Source organism: Staphylococcus sp. 231237_7MaSpsaltlick (genome assembly GCF_043107035.1).
In genome coordinates this window covers 287,723-303,341 of the sequence record NZ_JBICNX010000005.1, presented here as the reverse complement: position 1 = coordinate 303,341, position 15,619 = coordinate 287,723, and the positions used below count along the sequence as shown (strand labels likewise).

Sequence of the window (15,619 nt, the reverse complement as noted above, 5' to 3'; positions counted from 1 at the left end):
TTAGCAGGCCTCCTTAATGGAGGCTAAATCAAAAGGGAGGTCATCATCTTTAATATCAATAGGTCCATTGTTATTAGCGAATGGGTTATCATTGCTTGAACGTTGATTATTCGTGCCTGTTTGTTGTCCTTTAGAAACGTTGTTTGCCTGTCCGTTGTTTTTAGGTTCCAAGAATTGAACACTGTCTGTGACAACTTCCGTAACGAACACACGCTGACCTTCTTTATTTTCATAGCTACGTGATTGAATACGACCTTCAACACCAGCTAACTTACCTTTAGATAAATATTTATTTACGTTCTCTGCTTGCTTTTTAAATACAACACAATTTATAAAATCTGCTTCACGTTCACCCTGTGCATTTGTGAATGTTCTATTAACAGCTAGGGTGAAAGTTGCGACACTTACGCCAGATGGTGTTGTTCTGAATTCTGGGTCTTTCGTTAAACGTCCTACTAATATGACTCTGTTAATCATTGGTCATTCTCCTTCTCTATTGCTTGTTTACTCCATTTATTTAATTTAGTTATTAACGCAGCTATTTGATTGTTTGTTAGTTGGTTTATATTTGTGATATCTAATTGGTTTTTAACTTGTTCAATAGAAACATCTGTACCTAATGACTTCATTAATTCGCTAAACTTTTCTATTTCTTTTTCGAGTTCTTCAACATTTTTAGGGTCTACTTTTGAATACTTATCTTGTTTTTCTTTTGCGTCTGCATCGTCTTCATCAGTTGGTAATCCGAAAAATTTCATTAAAAAATATCTTTCTGAATAAGTTAAAGCAGTGCCTAAAGATTTACTTGGGTCATCCTGTTGACCAATAGCGAATATCGTAGATTCGATTTTCTCTTCTGAATTGTCGGTATTAGTGATTGTGTAATGTACATTAAGAGATACCACATATTCAGTTTTCTCTTTACCTTTAACGACTACATTTACAGTTTCATATTTTGCATCTGATGTTTTAAAAGTAATGTTAATACCATGCTTATATAATTCTGGATTTAATTTGTGTAGTACTTGGGAGCCTGAAACATAACTATATTGATAACCTGCTTTATCTTTAATAAAGCCCTCCATCGAATGCTTAGCTTCATTGATACGTTGATGTATATTTTTTGTTTCACTCATTTAATTCAACCCTCTCACTTCTGTGTATTCTTATATGAGTTGATTCGCATATAATTTTGTCGTGTTTAGACCAGTCAATTTGTAATATTTCAAAGTCTTCTTCAAAGAATCTTCTTGCTGTTTCCACATCATCGGTGTATTCAACTTTAGGTGCACGGTCAGTCGGTCTATTATCTACATAATGGTCAACGTCTTTATGGACTATATAGCAATATTCTTTTGTATATTTAGTCTTACTTTTATTCATCGCAAACCAACCTTTCACCCGAAATAACTTTCTTTGCTTGTTCATAGCGTGCTAGTATTTCAGTATCTTTATGTGTGTTATTAAACATGTAGATACTCGCCATGCCTTCTTTATAGTTTTCATGTGAATGATGAAACCAAATCGTATTATCTATATATTCGATAATCATGCCTTCACATTCTATTTTTTTTAATAGATCAATGGCTAATCGCTTAAATTTTTGTTTCTTCACCACTGCATCACTCGATTCATTATTCTGTCTGCTTCATCTGTGTTCTGTTCTATCCATATATAAGCAGAGTATTCTAATATTTCTTGCGCAGTAGCCATACCTGCATATTCGTCATAGATATGAATACCATCTATAAAATCGTTATTTTCATTTAATAATGTGACCTCTATATTATCGTCGTGTTTGTACAAATTAATTTTGAAATCAAAGCCTAATAATTGGATTTTTTTACTTTTGCTTGTACCTGTTTCGTAATACATCTTGTCTACCTCCTATTTTTGGTGGTATACTTATATAGATAAATGACATAAGTATATTTCGACTGTTAGCAATTGCCGTTGCTTTCAGTCTTTTTTATTGTCTTGAAAAATTCAGGCCAAAACCAACAGTATGCTATGAAGAATGTTGCAAAGTAGATTACTGTTAAATGAATGAAATCATTTGTAAATATGAATGAAAGTGACATTGCTAATATCGATGTTAAAACTGATATAATACCGTTCATGTTATCTCTCCTTTCCATGTATAGCTTCAAAGTTTTCGTTAATAAAGCTATTCATTTTTCTAGCATTAAATCTCCAACGATTAAACTCTCTGTTTGGATAATGTGCGATGCCTTCTTTTCTCAAAGTTTTTTCAAATTTAGGGTTATACAATAATTTATCTTTGATAGTGTCAACTGACGACATTTTCAATTTTTGTTTTAAATCATTCATATCCCAAACTGGATCTAATGAAGATTCTTCTAATTCTTGTAACCTAACTGAATCAACAAGTACATATCCTTTAGGTATAGTTATTTCAACATTTAATGTTTGTCCCATGTCCTATCTCTCCATTTCTCTTTCAGCACCCACATACAACATTTAGTTTTCGCAATGACCTTTCATGTATTATGGTGTGGCTCATATCATCGCCTACTCTCGCTCTTAAATGCTCTATGTGAGCGCTGAAAGTCGTTTTAATTCACTCGCTATACTTCTAATACTTGAGCTTCATAACCAAATTCAGTTAAAATCTCATGTATTTTCAATCTGCCTTTTTGCGTCCATTTTGTTTGTGGTTGTGTATCTGGTGTGCCATCTGAACGAACAATGTTAATTGTTTCTGACTTTGTGTAACCTTTATTCATATGTTCTGTGTATAAAACCCACTGTTTACCTACACGACGTTGTATACGTGCTTCATGCAGTAATTTATTTAATTTTTGAGCAGACAGACCGTAATCAGCTGCAATTTGTGTTATCGTCATAGTTCCTGGCGATTTTAATATTTCGTCTACATAATCAGCTTTAGGTTTAAGTTCACCAATTTCTTGTTTCAAAATTAAGTTATTTTCTTTCTCTTGTTTGTATTCCATAAGAATATTGATAATGTAATCTGGGTCTTTCATAGTTTGTTCTATTACACTTTCAGTAGCGTAGATGCCATGTTTGCGAATGGAGGGTAAAACTTCTTCAAACACCCACTCTTCAAATTCTTCTGCTTGTGATAATTTTGACCTAGTGATTAATCTGTATAAATTACCTTCATCAATAAATTTCTTGTTTTGATTTCCACCATTTGAAAGGACTGAACGAATCGTTACCCCCTTTTCTTTTGTATGATCTCTTACAGCTTTATGAGGGTTGGAGTATCCTAAAATTTTTGCGACTTTAATTGCTGGGAACCATTCCTTACCTTCAATGGTTAAAATTTCTAAATTTCCAAATTGTGAATTTTTAAATACTTGTAAATTTTGCATTTTGCTTCCTCCTTTAAAAAAGTTATCGCTTTCGAAACTTTTAATTCAAAAAAAATCATCAACCTTAATCCCTAAGTAATCAGCCAAAATTTTAGCCTCAGATGTTGAAAAATCCCTACCTTCTATTCTGTTAATTTTAATGTTTAATAAACTTCTACTCATTCCTATATCATCAGCCACTTGCTTTTGTGTTAAATCATAAAGCGCTATATAACTTTTTATTTTGTTATATGGCTGAACTTTTGTTTTTATCACCATTAAAAGTTACCTCCTTTTTGTTTCGATTCCGATAACTTAATTACAGTTTACATTTCTATTGTTTCGTTGTCAATAACTTTTTGTGAGGAATTCCTTGTGTTTCGATTTCGAAACATGTATAATTAACTTATGTTAATTAAGGAGGTATTCAAAATGGGCGTTGGAAAAGGTCTAAAACGATTACGTAAACAAAATAATTTAACTATGGAAGAATTAGTAAATGATTTAAACAATAAATATCCTGACGTTGTAAAACTAACAAAAGGAAAAATATCTAAATGGGAAAACGAAAAAGAAGAACCTAGGTTATCGTCAGCTAAAGTTATAGCAGACTATTTTAATGTAGCTATAAATGAATTATATGATGAAAAAAGTTTACCTAATATACTCACACAAATCAACGAAGTCTCGAGTAAATTAGAAGAAAAGAGGCAAAAACGCGTTTTAGCTTATGCAGAACATCATTACTCTGTGCAGCAACAAGGTGAGAATATTATTTACCTACAATCATATAAAGATTCCAAAACTGAAGAAATAAATGTAAATGGCTATGTGTCGGCAGGTACCGGTGAAACTTTAGTAGACGATATAGAATTCACAGTGAACTACCCCGCTGGCGTTGTACCACCTCATGATTTTGCTTTACAAGTTAATGGTGATTCTATGGAACCACTTTTTGAACACAAAGAAATTATATTTGTAGAAGAAAATACAAGTATTAATAGTGGGCAATTAGGTGTATTCGTTGTAGATGGCGAAGCATACGTTAAAAAAGTTTTCATATACCAAGATCATATTCGTTTAGTTTCTCTAAATCCTAAATATGGAGATATGAATTTTTATGGAGATTCTGATGTTAAATTTGCAGGCAGAGTTATCCTCTAATTTTTTAACCATAGATTTACAAAATTAATAAAAAATACTATACGAATTAATGCACGTGTCCTTGTACACGTGTGCGTTTAAATAAGTTGCTCGGAATACAAAGTTATACGAATTAAATAATTAAACGACAATTTAATTAAACTGTATATTAATTACGAAATTGTGTAAAATGTTAAAAATATTTTGTTATACATACTACAAAAGATAATATGGTTTTTGTAAACTAATATTAATGTTTTTTTATAACATAATTAATTATTAGGAGCGATTTTATTATGAAGAAAGTATTATTTTTATTATTAGTCAGTTTCTTAGTTTTGGGAGCATGTGGGCAGGAAGAAAGCAAATCAGAGGATAAGAAAGATACTAATCCATCGTCAAAAAATGATAAGAAGAAAGAAGAAAACAATCAATCTAATGACGATAAAAAAGAGGAATTAAATAAAGAAGATACTGATAACAACAGTGAATCAAATTCTGATTCATCGAATGAATTCAAAAAAGATAATAATATTAGTAGAGAATATAAAAATGCGTTAAACAGCGCTAAAAACTATCAACGTGCTATGCCTATGTCAAAAGCTGGATTATACGAACAACTAACATCTAGTGCTGGTGATCAATATCCAGAAGAAGCAGCACAATATGCAATTGATAACTTAGACGCTGATTATAAAGAAAATGCATTAAAAAGCGCTAAAAATTATCAAGATATTATGCCTATGTCTAACAGTCAATTATTTAAACAATTGACTTCTGATGCCGGTGAAAAATACACTCAAGAAGAAGCTAAATATGCTATCGATAATATAGAAAACAATCAATCTAACCAAGATGCTGATTATGAAGACGATACTGACACAGTTACAAGAGATAACGTAATGGATTTCGTAGAAACATACGAAGGTGAAACGTTAGACACTGGTACCTACACATATAAAGAACCAGAACAAAGAGAAAATGGAGATTGGGGATTTGCTTTTTATACTAAAGATGGTGACCTTGCTGGTTCATATATTGTAGATGATGATGGAAATGTTACTAAATATGATGAAAATGGCGTAGAAGAATAACTCAATGGGCAGTCCTTACTGCCCTATATATTTTTATCAAAAATCGCCTAACAGAGTTAGACGTTGAAAGGTTCCGTTATAGTAAAGAAAAAAGGAGATTAAGGAGAAATAGAGAATTGGAGCAAGAAATATATGAAAAATTATTAAATAAAATCAAAGTTTTTGAAAAGCAGTCCATTAATATACCTAGTTTAGGAGAACAAACTAAACATGGTTTAATTCATATAATAGATGATACAGAAAAATTCACATTAATTATTAATAAGAAGGGACATAGAAACCCAGACAATTTAACGATACTGCTCAATAGCGTTAGTCAAAAAGGTATCATGATAAGATTTGATGTGAATGGTTCTGATCATTCTAATCCTCCAAACTATGAAAGGGTACCAACTCCTCATTTACATATCTTTACAAATGAATATTGCAACGGAGGTATAGCTGTACCATTATCTGAACTAAACGATGTTGAATTAACCGATGAACTTATCGACTCATTAGAATTTTTTATGAATTATACTAATATAAAGCGTGAAAATGTTATAATAAAACCGAAATTACTATAAATGAAGAGGAGTGATATTCTATGGAGATCATCGAACAAAAAATGGACGAGTACTTTAAGTGGATTAAGCAAAATTACAAATATAAACAGTTAGATGGTTCTACTGAAATTACCACTCCCTTCAGAAATCACTTAAATGATTTTATAAGAATATATCTTGATATATTACCTAATGGTAATATTCGCTTATCTGATGATGGTTTGACAATGAGCGAATTAGAAATGTATGGCATTGACGTTGAAACAAAAACAAGGAATAAATTAGTAAACTCAATTTTAAATCAGTTTAACTTATCATTAGAAAATGACGAAATCATAGCAGATGTAAAAAATGATAGTTTTGCTCAGTCAAAACATAATTTAATACAAGGGATTTTAAAAGTCTACGACTTAACTTTAACTGCTAAATCTAATGTATCTAATATTTTTTACGAAGAAGTATATGATTTTCTATTTGATGAAGAAATAACAGGAACAGCAAAAGTAGCTGTTTCTGGAGAATCAGGAATTAAATATACTATAGATTTTATTTTGCCAGGAACAAAAACAAAACCAGAAATCCTTCTTAATTTCGCTAATAATTTAGATTTCAATAAAATAACTTCTGATGCCTTTGCATATAGAGATGTTAAACACAATAGACCGAGTAGAAATAATCTTGATTCTAAAATGGTTATAATTGCAAACGATGTTGATAATTCTATATCTAATAGAGTTAAACAAGCAGCAGATTATGAAGGAGTTTCAATATTAAATTGGTCAAACAAAAAAGGGATTTTAAAAACGCTACAGAAATAATTTTTAGGGCATTTAACTATGCCCTATATATTTTTATCTTTTTTTAGGAGGGATAGTATGCAGACTCGTTGTTATGATAAAAAAAAATGGCAATACGAATTTAAACACGAAGGTAAACGTTATCGTAAAAAAGGATTTAGAACAAAGCGCGAAGCAAACTCTGCAGGGTTAGATAAATTGAACGAGTTAAAAAATGGCCTTGATTACGATAATAATTTAACTTTACAAGATTATTTTAAAAATTGGATTGAAACTTATAAAGAATCAGTAGTTGCTACATCAACTTATCGACATTATTATTTTACGTTACAACACATCCAAAATCATAAAATTGGGAATATTGAATTGTCTAAATTAAACAGACAAATATACCAGAAATTCATTAATGATTTTTCAGAAAATCATGCAAAAGAAACAATACGCAAAACTAATGGAGCTATCCGTTCAGCTTTAGAAGATGCTGTATATGATGGCTTAATAAATAAAAATCCTACCTATAAAGTTAGTTATAAAGCTGGTAATACAACCAAGAGTGAAAAAGAAAAATATATATCTTTAACAGAATATGAAAGTTTAAAAGAATATATAAAACAAAAGCGTACTCGTTCAGCATTAGCCTTGTATATTATGATTTGCACGGGTTGTCGTGTTAGTGGCGTAAGACACTTGAAGATAGATTATATAGATCAACTTAAAAACCAATTGTTTATCAATGAACATAAAACTGACTCATCGCCTCGCCATGTAGAAATAGCAAAATCTGATATGAAACATATAACGAGCATAATTAATGAACTGGCAATTAGCTATGATGGATATATATTTAAAGATACTGGTTATTTTATTTCAGTAAATGCCATAAACAAGACATTAAAAAAAGCATGTGACAAATTAGCTATTCCTAGCATAACTTCACATGCAATCCGACATACGCACTGCTCTTATCTCCTTGCTAAAGGTGTATCTATATATTATATCTCTAAAAGATTAGGACATAAAAACATATCCATAACTACTTCTATTTATTCTCATTTACTAGAAGAAAAATTCAAAGAAGAAAATGACAAAGCTATTGATATTTTAGATAGTATGTAGTTTTAGGGACCCATTAGGGACTTTAAATCCTATAACCACTGATATTATAGAGATTATAAATCTCCTTCGAGGGGGACTTATAATTTTTAATTATATACATATAAAATGGGAATACCAAATCGACGGTATTCCCATTTTTATATCTTACTGAATGATAAAACCACAAACTTCTAATATCAGCTCTCCAATCATATAACACGTTCATATAGGGCATAGCCATAGAACGACAGATATTACTTCTTCTGGTTTAGCAAATCTGCCAATTGGCCATTGTTCAATCAACGCATCCATAGTTTCAGTTTTATTACTTAGCTCATATTAATAAAAGTACTACCTAACACATCTCGAACATCGTGTATCACTAAAAAGGCATTTTCATCTTCTTCATTTACAAGTTTTTTCACTCTTGTCACTTGTGACTGTGGCACAACGACATAAAGCATATGTGTTTCATTTTTACCATATCCACCTTTACCAGTAAGGATTGTTGAACCTCTACCTGTAAAAGCGTTAATCTTATCGCTAATTGTTTCACTTTTATTTGAAATTACAGTAACTGCTTTTTTAGGGTTAAACCCTTCAATAATAAAGGCCGTTGCTCGTTCAGTAACAAATAGCATAATAATTGTAAATAAGACGTTTTCTAACGGTAATACCATTAAAAAAGAAAGTACTACTAATGCATCAAGTATAAAAATACCTTGCGATGTTTTAATCTCTGTATATTTATTTACTATTTTAGCAATAACAGATGTCCCACCAAGCGTACTGCCTGTTGAGATAACTAAACCAGCACCAATACCGATAATAGCACCACCAAAGACCGAATTAATAACAAAGTTATCGATACCAAGATTAATATTTTCAGTTAAATGTAAAAAGAAGGACAGAGCAGTATTTGATATTACTGTATAAACAGCAACTGTTTTACTTAAAAATTTCCAACCAATAAAAACAACAATAGTATTTATAATTAGAGAGGTCCATGCAGGCGATAAACCAAAGGCATACAGTAATGAAAGTGATATGCCAACAGTCCCACCATCACCAAGGTTAGAACCAAGTAAAAAGCAATTCACCCCTATAGCGTTAATTAATGTACCGATCAAACAAAATATAATGTTTCTATAATGCTTATTAATAAAATCTAACATGTATGCCCTCCTTATTGTCTAAATTACTTAATTAAACTTCGCCTCGATTCAACCTTAGAATCAAATTTTCTAATCATATAAAAAAGACACCTAAACAAGGTGTCAGTAATTGAAATGATTGCTTTTATAATATATTAGCATAATTATTAAAAAAATATCCAGATATAATTTGTTTATATATAGAAAAATTTTCCACACAGTATATCAACCTGTTGTTGCACTAAATTACAACTCTATTGATTCGCCACTACGTATTTTATCCGCCATTTCATTTAATTTGCGCAAACGATGGTTCACGCCAGATTTAGATATCTTTCCAGTCGACATCATTTCACCAAGTTCTTTTAACGATACTTCTTGATGTTCTATTCTTAATTTTGCAATTTCACGTAACCTATCCGGTAAATTATCTAATCCTATTTCTTTATCAATGAGATGGATACTCTCAACATGCTTCATTGCAGCACTTACTGTTTTATTTAAATTTGCAGTTTCACAATTAACTAGTCTATTTACAGAATTTCTCATATCACGTACAATGCGTACATCTTCGAATTTTAACAATGCTTGGAAACCACCAATCAAACTAAGAAAGTCTGATATTTTTTCTGCTTCTTTTAAATATGCTATACTCCCCTTTTTCCGTTCAAGATGTTTGGCGTTTAATTCGTATTCATTCATCAATTGTGTGATACCTTCAGAGTGATCTTCGTACAATGAAAATATTTCAAGGTGATAAGAAGATGTTTCTGGGTTATTCACTGAACCACCAGCAAGAAAAGCACCTCTTAAATAGCTTCTTTTCATTTCGTCTTCATAAATCATGCCCTCATCAATTTCATGTGTGAAAACACCATTTTTTAAAATACCTAACTCATCTAAAATTTCTCTTGCTCGTGCTTTAATGCGACAAATATATATATTGTTCTTTTTAAGCTTCATTTTCTTTCTTACTAGTAATTCTACTTCAACATTAAATACTTTTTTGATTAGTGAATAGATACGTCTAGCTGTTGTAGCATTTTCAGTTTGTATGTTGATAACAAATTGCTGATTGGATAGACTGAGTGCACCATTCATTCGAATAAGGGCACTGAGCTCTGCTTTTGCGTTCTCTTCATCTACTTCTATTCTTGTTAGTTCATTCTTCATATCAGATGCAAAGCTCATTACAATCAGTCCCTTCTTAACTTTATAGTCTCACCTAATGTTTTTCTTCATTTTCTTTTTTGCGTGTAAATTCAATTGTCTCTGTTTCTTGCATAGCAATTTCATATATCATCTTTGAAAGAACTTCTGTATTATGCCGTACATAATTTTCAGTAGAAACTTCAACCAAGTTTGGATGTGTAAAAACTTTAATACCTTGCGCTTCCATTTTAGTTATATCACATTGCACAGGTTCTGCATTATCTTCTCTATAACGTTCTACTACATCCCCATGAAAGGCTTGCGTACTACAAATAGCGTAGTCAATACAATTATTTCCTATGTGATCATGTATTGCTTTGACGTGGTCGAGTGCTGTGTAATGATTTGTTTCCCCAGGTTGTGTCATAACATTCGACACATATAGTTTAGGTACGTCAACTTTAAGTAATGCTTCAGAGATACCTTTAACACACAGATTAGATATAACACTCGTATATAGTGAGCCTGGACCTAATACAATTAGATCCGCTTCCTCAATAGCTTCCACAGCTTCTTCCATTGGTTCTACATCCTCTGGCTCTAAAAATACACGTTCTATTTTTTTGTTTTTTTTAGGTATTTTAGATTCGCCATAGACAATTTCTCCATCTTCCATCACCGCATTTAATCTTACACTTGTATTTGTTGAAGGTATAACACGCCCTCTAATATTTAGTATTTCACTCAATTCTTTAACTGCATGTCCAAAATCGTTATTAATATTTGTAAGTGCAGCAATCAATAAATTACCTAAAGAGTGTCCTTCAACTTGATTTTCTTTAAATCGATATTGAAATAATTGTTCTATTGTCGATTCAGTTTCACTTAATGCTGAAATTACATTTCGTATATCACCTGGAGCAGGTATATCCATTTCGCTTCTTATCTTCCCAGTACTGCCCCCGTCATCGGCAACTGTTACAATTGTCGTAATATCTATAGGGTAGCCTTTTAAACCTCGTGCTAAAACGGATAAACCAGTACCTCCACCTATAAGTACAAGTTTAATTCTTCTCATCTTTATGCTTCACGCCACTTTCGACATGTGCATCTCTATGATGCACATAAACATTATAGTCAAAACTCTCTTTGAGTTCTGCTCCGATTCGTTTGGCTAATGCGACAGAACGATGTTGTCCACCAGTACACCCAATGGCAATAACAAGTTGAGATTTACCTTCTTTTTTGTAACCTGGAATCATAAATTTTAATAAATCTATTAATTTTTCATAAAAAGTTTCTGTTTCTTTCCACTTCATGACATATTTATAGACTGCTTCATCTTCACCAGTTAACGGTCTCAAATCATCAACATAGTGTGGATTAGGTAAAAATCTTACATCAAACACTAAGTCAGCGTCCATTTGAATACCATGCTTAAAACCAAAACTAGTTACATTTATATTAAAAGTTTGATAGTTACTTTGATTGAAATAATCACCAATACGTTTGCGCAATTCTTTTGGTTTCATTTGTGAAGTATCAATTGTATAGTTTGCCAAGCTTTTAATCTCAGTCAATAGTTCACGTTCTTCTTCAATAGATTCAATTAATGAGCGCTGTCCTCTTTCGTTCAATGGATGTGCACGACGTGTTTCTTTGTATCTGGAAATCAATTTTTCATCAGATGCTTCTAAAAACATCATATCAACGATAACATCTGAATCACCTTTGATTAAATCAATTTCTTTAACAAGTGACTTGAATAATTCTTTACCTCTTAAATCGATTGCAATCGCTACTTTTTGTAAAGAAGGATTACCTTGTCTCATAAGTTCGACGAATTTTGGTAAAAGAATTGGTGGTAAATTATCTACACAAAAATATCCAATGTCTTCTAAGCTCTGTATAACTACAGACTTTCCGGCACCTGACAAACCTGTAACAACTAATAACTCACTTTTCACAATATCTTGTTCTTCCGGTTGCATCTTTTCACACCATCCGTTGTTTATTTATCATAATAATAGTCCAATCGTTACGTTGAATCGCCTTTATATTCATTCTTTAAAGTGATTCATTTATAGCTAATAGTCTTATAGTATCATATACCATTTTACATGAAAAAGGTCGGAGGTAGTAGTCTAAGCATTTGTCAATATGAGATTATTTATATTGAGTGACTTTAATTTTTAAAATTTAATCATGACAACATTTCGACATGTATAATTTTTTATGTAAAAAAAGCTAGAATGTATTCACTTACAATCCACTGTAAGTTTGACATCCTAGCAATAATTGCATAACTGAGGTTCATTCATTAATTCTAATGCCTCAGTTAATTTTTAAATTATGCTTCAATTGTATCTTTAAGGTGTTCAATATATGCAATTGCACTTTGTGCTGCAATACTTCCATCACCTGTTGCAGTTACAATTTGACGTAAGCCTTTTTCACGAACATCGCCTGCTGCATAGATACCAGGAATATTGGTACTCATATCTTCATTAGTCAAGATATAACCAACTTCGTTTGTAATACCTAAATCTTGGAAAGGTACTGTTAATGGTTTCATACCGATATAAATGAATACACCATCTGCATCAAATGTTTGTTCTGCACCATCTTTAGTTGATTCTAAAGTGACAGAACCGACTTTTCCATCTTTTTCATTAATAGTTTTTAACGTATGACTCCAGATAAAATCAATTTTGTCGTTTTTAAATGCGCGATCTTGAAGTATTTTTTGTGCACGTAATTCATCTCTACGGTGAACGATTGTTACACTGTCAGCAAATTTTGTAAGGAATGTTCCTTCTTCAACAGCTGAATCACCACCGCCGATAACAAATAATTTTTTACCTTTAAAGAATGCGCCGTCACAAACTGCACAGTAACTTACACCACGACCGCCAAGTTCTTGTTCACCTGGAACACCAATTTTTTTATATTCTGCACCAGTTGAAATGATAACTGCATGAGCTGTAATTACATTATTACCAAGATTAATTTCTTTATATGATCCTTTATCTTCAATTGATTTAATATCACCATATTGATATTTTGCACCGAATTTTTTTGCGTGTTCAAACATTTTTGTAGATAAGTCTGGACCTGTAACCATTTCAAATCCTGGGAAGTTTTCAACTTCTTCTGTATTCGCCATTTGACCACCAGGCATGCCACGTTCTATCATTACAGTGCTTAAATTTGCACGAGATGCGTAAACTGCAGCAGTCATACCTGCTGGACCTGCACCGATAATTGCAATATCAAAATCCACTTGTTCAGCCATTTAATTGCCTCCTATTTAATAATTCATTATGCGCAGTATATATGATTTCTTGCATTTTATAAACTTATATGCTCACTAAATAATCGATTGTTTTATTTAAACGATATGCTGAGATATTGAACCAGTCTAACACTTGTTGTTTCGTCACTTTAATATCAGTGTTTCGAAAATACATATACACAAATGCCGCTACATAATCATCCACATTAGTTAAGTCTACTTTTTCAGAAATAATTGCTTCCGCTTGATCAATCCATATAATAAATAATTCTTCATTATTTTTCAATGATTCCACATCATAAAGCATTAACAAACCTCTATGAATAAAATCTAACTTATTTAATTTTAAATCTTGTATAAGGTATGTTAAATATAATTTTTCATAATCATTCATAGATTCTAGTACGCCCCAAATTTCTTGGGTCAATAATACTTCTCTTCCCTTTAATTGATTAAGTAAAAAAATGCCATACAATCTATGGTGACTATCGTCATTTAATAATAATGGTAAGATTTGTTGATCAAAGTAAGCTTTACTTTCTTCTATAACCCACGGAGCATGCCCAACGTCTACTTGCGTAATCTCTTGTAGTTTGGACCAAAAATATTTACTATCTTCCAAATTTCCTAAATAGTAATTATTATAACTGAGTGCATTGTACATTTGTATAGAAAGGAATTTTCCTTTTCTATATAGGGGCAGTAGTATCTTTTGTGATGCTTCATATTGTCTTAAATAACATAGAACGATACCTAATTTGAACGATTCGTCATCATTCATCGGCATTACTTTTCCTAAAATTTTTAAGTAACGTTGATATTTTTCTTTATCATTTGTGTTATATAGTAATAACGTATAATGACATAAGGCATGTACATCACTATTATCTTCACTCAATAAGCGTTCAAACATCTCTTTTGCCGTATCATATTCATTTAAATATAAATAACACATTGCTAACAAATTACGTACGACGCGATGTGCTTGTATGTCATCATTTTGATTTAAAATAAAATTCCTTGCTTCTGGTAAACGACCTTGGGAGAATAAATATTGAAAAATGAGTTGTATGGCAAATAGTTGACTTTCTGTTTCAATTTTTTCAGCAGAATGGTAGGAAACTTCAAACATCTCTTCAAGTTCATCTCTATAATCTTCATCATCAGACATTGTAATATAATTGATTCCAAATAGGAATGCTTTATTGGCTTCATTCATCGTAATATTAAGTTGGCTAAGTTGGAAATAGCTTTCTTCCACAAATTCATCTTGCGCTATACTTTCATAAAAAAGATGTTCCGCCTTATTACCTAGTCCTATATTTACTAGACATTCCGAATATTTTACTTTTGTATCAAAATCTTGAGGTGACATTTCAAGCACTTTTCTATAATGTTCTGCAGCCTTTTTATAATCTTGTTGGTGAAATTTTTGCTCACCTAATTTTTTATAAAATTGACTATCTAACTTCATCGGTATTACATTGTCGTTATGCGCCATCCATGATCACCTCCTATGTTTTTAACTTTTAATTTGTATGGGATTCCCATAAGCCAGCGAATTATCCGGTATATCTTTAGATACAACGGCGCCCGCACCTATCTTGACATTATTACCTATCGTAACACCAGGCAAAATAGTAACGTTCGCTCCAATTAATGTATTGTTTCCAATACAGACTGGCCCTGTTTTAAACTCATTCACTAGAAACTCATGCGTCAAAATAGTTGTGTTATATCCAATGACACAATTTTTACCTATTGTAATATATTCTGGATATAGTAAATCTGGAACAACTTTAAACGCAAATGCAGTTTCTGCTCCGATATTCATTTTTAGAAATTTACGATATATCCAATGTTTTAACTTTACTATAGGTAAATATCGACAAATTTCAATAATCACTGTTTGCTTGAAAATTTTAACAAACCTTATATAACGGTACATATGCCACAGTGGATTTCTGACTTGTGACTTTAGTCTTTTTAAATTCCGCATGCTATTT

21 protein-coding genes are annotated in these 15,619 nt (G+C 31.5%); 5 read left to right on the top strand and 16 right to left on the bottom strand.

Annotation, left to right across the window (positions count from 1 at the left end; genetic code table 11):
* The 9 genes from ssb to ACF91D_RS12040 all read right to left on the bottom strand — a co-directional run bounded on the left by ssb (window position 1) and on the right by ACF91D_RS12040 (window position 3,617).
* Window positions 1-477: a single-stranded DNA-binding protein gene (gene ssb, locus ACF91D_RS12080; RefSeq protein ID WP_107551289.1), complete on the bottom strand. Its 477-nt coding sequence runs from the start codon at window positions 475-477 to the stop codon at window positions 1-3.
* Window positions 474-1,136, bottom strand: a complete 663-nt coding sequence (locus ACF91D_RS12075; protein WP_107551290.1) for an ERF family protein — start codon at window positions 1,134-1,136, stop codon at window positions 474-476. The genes ssb and ACF91D_RS12075 overlap by 4 nt, the downstream gene beginning before the upstream one ends.
* On the bottom strand, window positions 1,129-1,383 hold the full coding sequence (locus ACF91D_RS12070) for a DUF2483 family protein (protein WP_158262915.1): 255 nt from the start codon (window positions 1,381-1,383) through the stop codon (window positions 1,129-1,131). Before ACF91D_RS12070 ends, ACF91D_RS12075 begins: the two co-directional genes overlap by 8 nt.
* Window positions 1,376-1,615, bottom strand: a complete 240-nt coding sequence (locus tag ACF91D_RS12065; protein ID WP_142402560.1) for a hypothetical protein — start codon at window positions 1,613-1,615, stop codon at window positions 1,376-1,378. Before ACF91D_RS12065 ends, ACF91D_RS12070 begins: the two co-directional genes overlap by 8 nt.
* Window positions 1,612-1,875, bottom strand: a complete 264-nt coding sequence (locus ACF91D_RS12060) for a DUF1108 family protein (protein WP_107551292.1) — start codon at window positions 1,873-1,875, stop codon at window positions 1,612-1,614. Before ACF91D_RS12060 ends, ACF91D_RS12065 begins: the two co-directional genes overlap by 4 nt.
* 65 nt (window positions 1,876-1,940) lie before the next feature.
* Window positions 1,941-2,120 carry a hypothetical protein gene (locus ACF91D_RS12055; RefSeq protein WP_107551293.1) on the bottom strand — a complete coding sequence of 60 codons (180 nt, stop codon included), beginning with the start codon at window positions 2,118-2,120 and terminating at the stop codon, window positions 1,941-1,943.
* A 1-nt stretch (window position 2,121) separates the two neighbouring features.
* A complete protein-coding gene (locus tag ACF91D_RS12050) occupies window positions 2,122-2,439 on the bottom strand; it encodes a DUF771 domain-containing protein (RefSeq protein WP_107551294.1) in 318 nt (105 codons plus the stop codon).
* Between the two features lie 149 nt (window positions 2,440-2,588).
* The gene (locus tag ACF91D_RS12045) at window positions 2,589-3,359 is read right to left on the bottom strand and encodes a phage antirepressor (RefSeq protein WP_107551295.1); all 771 of its coding nucleotides are present in this window, start codon (window positions 3,357-3,359) and stop codon (window positions 2,589-2,591) included.
* Between the two features lie 45 nt (window positions 3,360-3,404).
* Window positions 3,405-3,617 (bottom strand): helix-turn-helix transcriptional regulator, encoded by a 213-nt coding sequence (locus tag ACF91D_RS12040; protein WP_107551296.1) that lies wholly within the window; start codon window positions 3,615-3,617, stop codon window positions 3,405-3,407.
* Window positions 3,618-3,770: 153 nt separating this feature from the next.
* Between ACF91D_RS12040 and ACF91D_RS12035 the strand changes: the two genes are divergently transcribed.
* The 5 genes from ACF91D_RS12035 to ACF91D_RS12015 all read left to right on the top strand — a co-directional run bounded on the left by ACF91D_RS12035 (window position 3,771) and on the right by ACF91D_RS12015 (window position 8,033).
* Entirely contained in the window at window positions 3,771-4,502 is a 732-nt protein-coding gene (locus tag ACF91D_RS12035; RefSeq protein ID WP_107551297.1) for an XRE family transcriptional regulator, read from the top strand.
* 275 nt (window positions 4,503-4,777) lie between these two features.
* A complete protein-coding gene (locus tag ACF91D_RS12030; protein WP_119584997.1) occupies window positions 4,778-5,575 on the top strand; it encodes an Ltp family lipoprotein in 798 nt (265 codons plus the stop codon).
* Window positions 5,576-5,691: 116 nt separating this feature from the next.
* On the top strand, window positions 5,692-6,141 hold the full coding sequence (locus ACF91D_RS12025) for a DUF6978 family protein (RefSeq protein ID WP_392437084.1): 450 nt from the start codon (window positions 5,692-5,694) through the stop codon (window positions 6,139-6,141).
* Window positions 6,142-6,161: 20 nt separating this feature from the next.
* Window positions 6,162-6,938 (top strand): DUF1828 domain-containing protein, encoded by a 777-nt coding sequence (locus tag ACF91D_RS12020; RefSeq protein WP_107551299.1) that lies wholly within the window; start codon window positions 6,162-6,164, stop codon window positions 6,936-6,938.
* 57 nt (window positions 6,939-6,995) lie between these two features.
* Window positions 6,996-8,033 (top strand): tyrosine-type recombinase/integrase, encoded by a 1,038-nt coding sequence (locus tag ACF91D_RS12015; protein ID WP_107551300.1) that lies wholly within the window; start codon window positions 6,996-6,998, stop codon window positions 8,031-8,033.
* A gap of 308 nt (window positions 8,034-8,341) precedes the next feature.
* Here the strand turns inward: ACF91D_RS12015 and ACF91D_RS12010 are convergent, their stop codons facing one another.
* The 7 genes from ACF91D_RS12010 to ACF91D_RS11980 form a co-directional block, all read right to left on the bottom strand.
* Window positions 8,342-9,187 (bottom strand): YitT family protein, encoded by an 846-nt coding sequence (locus tag ACF91D_RS12010; RefSeq protein ID WP_069792695.1) that lies wholly within the window; start codon window positions 9,185-9,187, stop codon window positions 8,342-8,344.
* A gap of 225 nt (window positions 9,188-9,412) precedes the next feature.
* Window positions 9,413-10,357, bottom strand: coding sequence for a DNA-binding protein WhiA (whiA, locus tag ACF91D_RS12005; RefSeq protein ID WP_039068636.1), 945 nt, complete (start codon window positions 10,355-10,357; stop codon window positions 9,413-9,415).
* Between the two features lie 34 nt (window positions 10,358-10,391).
* The gene (locus ACF91D_RS12000) at window positions 10,392-11,396 is read right to left on the bottom strand and encodes a gluconeogenesis factor YvcK family protein (protein ID WP_069792696.1); all 1,005 of its coding nucleotides are present in this window, start codon (window positions 11,394-11,396) and stop codon (window positions 10,392-10,394) included.
* Entirely contained in the window at window positions 11,383-12,309 is a 927-nt protein-coding gene (rapZ, locus tag ACF91D_RS11995; protein ID WP_039068635.1) for an RNase adapter RapZ, read from the bottom strand. The genes ACF91D_RS12000 and rapZ overlap by 14 nt, the downstream gene beginning before the upstream one ends.
* A 359-nt stretch (window positions 12,310-12,668) precedes the next feature.
* Window positions 12,669-13,613: a thioredoxin-disulfide reductase gene (trxB, locus tag ACF91D_RS11990; RefSeq protein ID WP_039068634.1), complete on the bottom strand. Its 945-nt coding sequence runs from the start codon at window positions 13,611-13,613 to the stop codon at window positions 12,669-12,671.
* Window positions 13,614-13,677: 64 nt separating this feature from the next.
* Window positions 13,678-15,114 (bottom strand): tetratricopeptide repeat protein, encoded by a 1,437-nt coding sequence (locus ACF91D_RS11985; protein ID WP_069792697.1) that lies wholly within the window; start codon window positions 15,112-15,114, stop codon window positions 13,678-13,680.
* A 21-nt stretch (window positions 15,115-15,135) separates the two neighbouring features.
* Entirely contained in the window at window positions 15,136-15,612 is a 477-nt protein-coding gene (locus tag ACF91D_RS11980) for an acyltransferase (protein WP_039068631.1), read from the bottom strand.
* Window positions 15,613-15,619 lie beyond the last annotated feature (7 nt).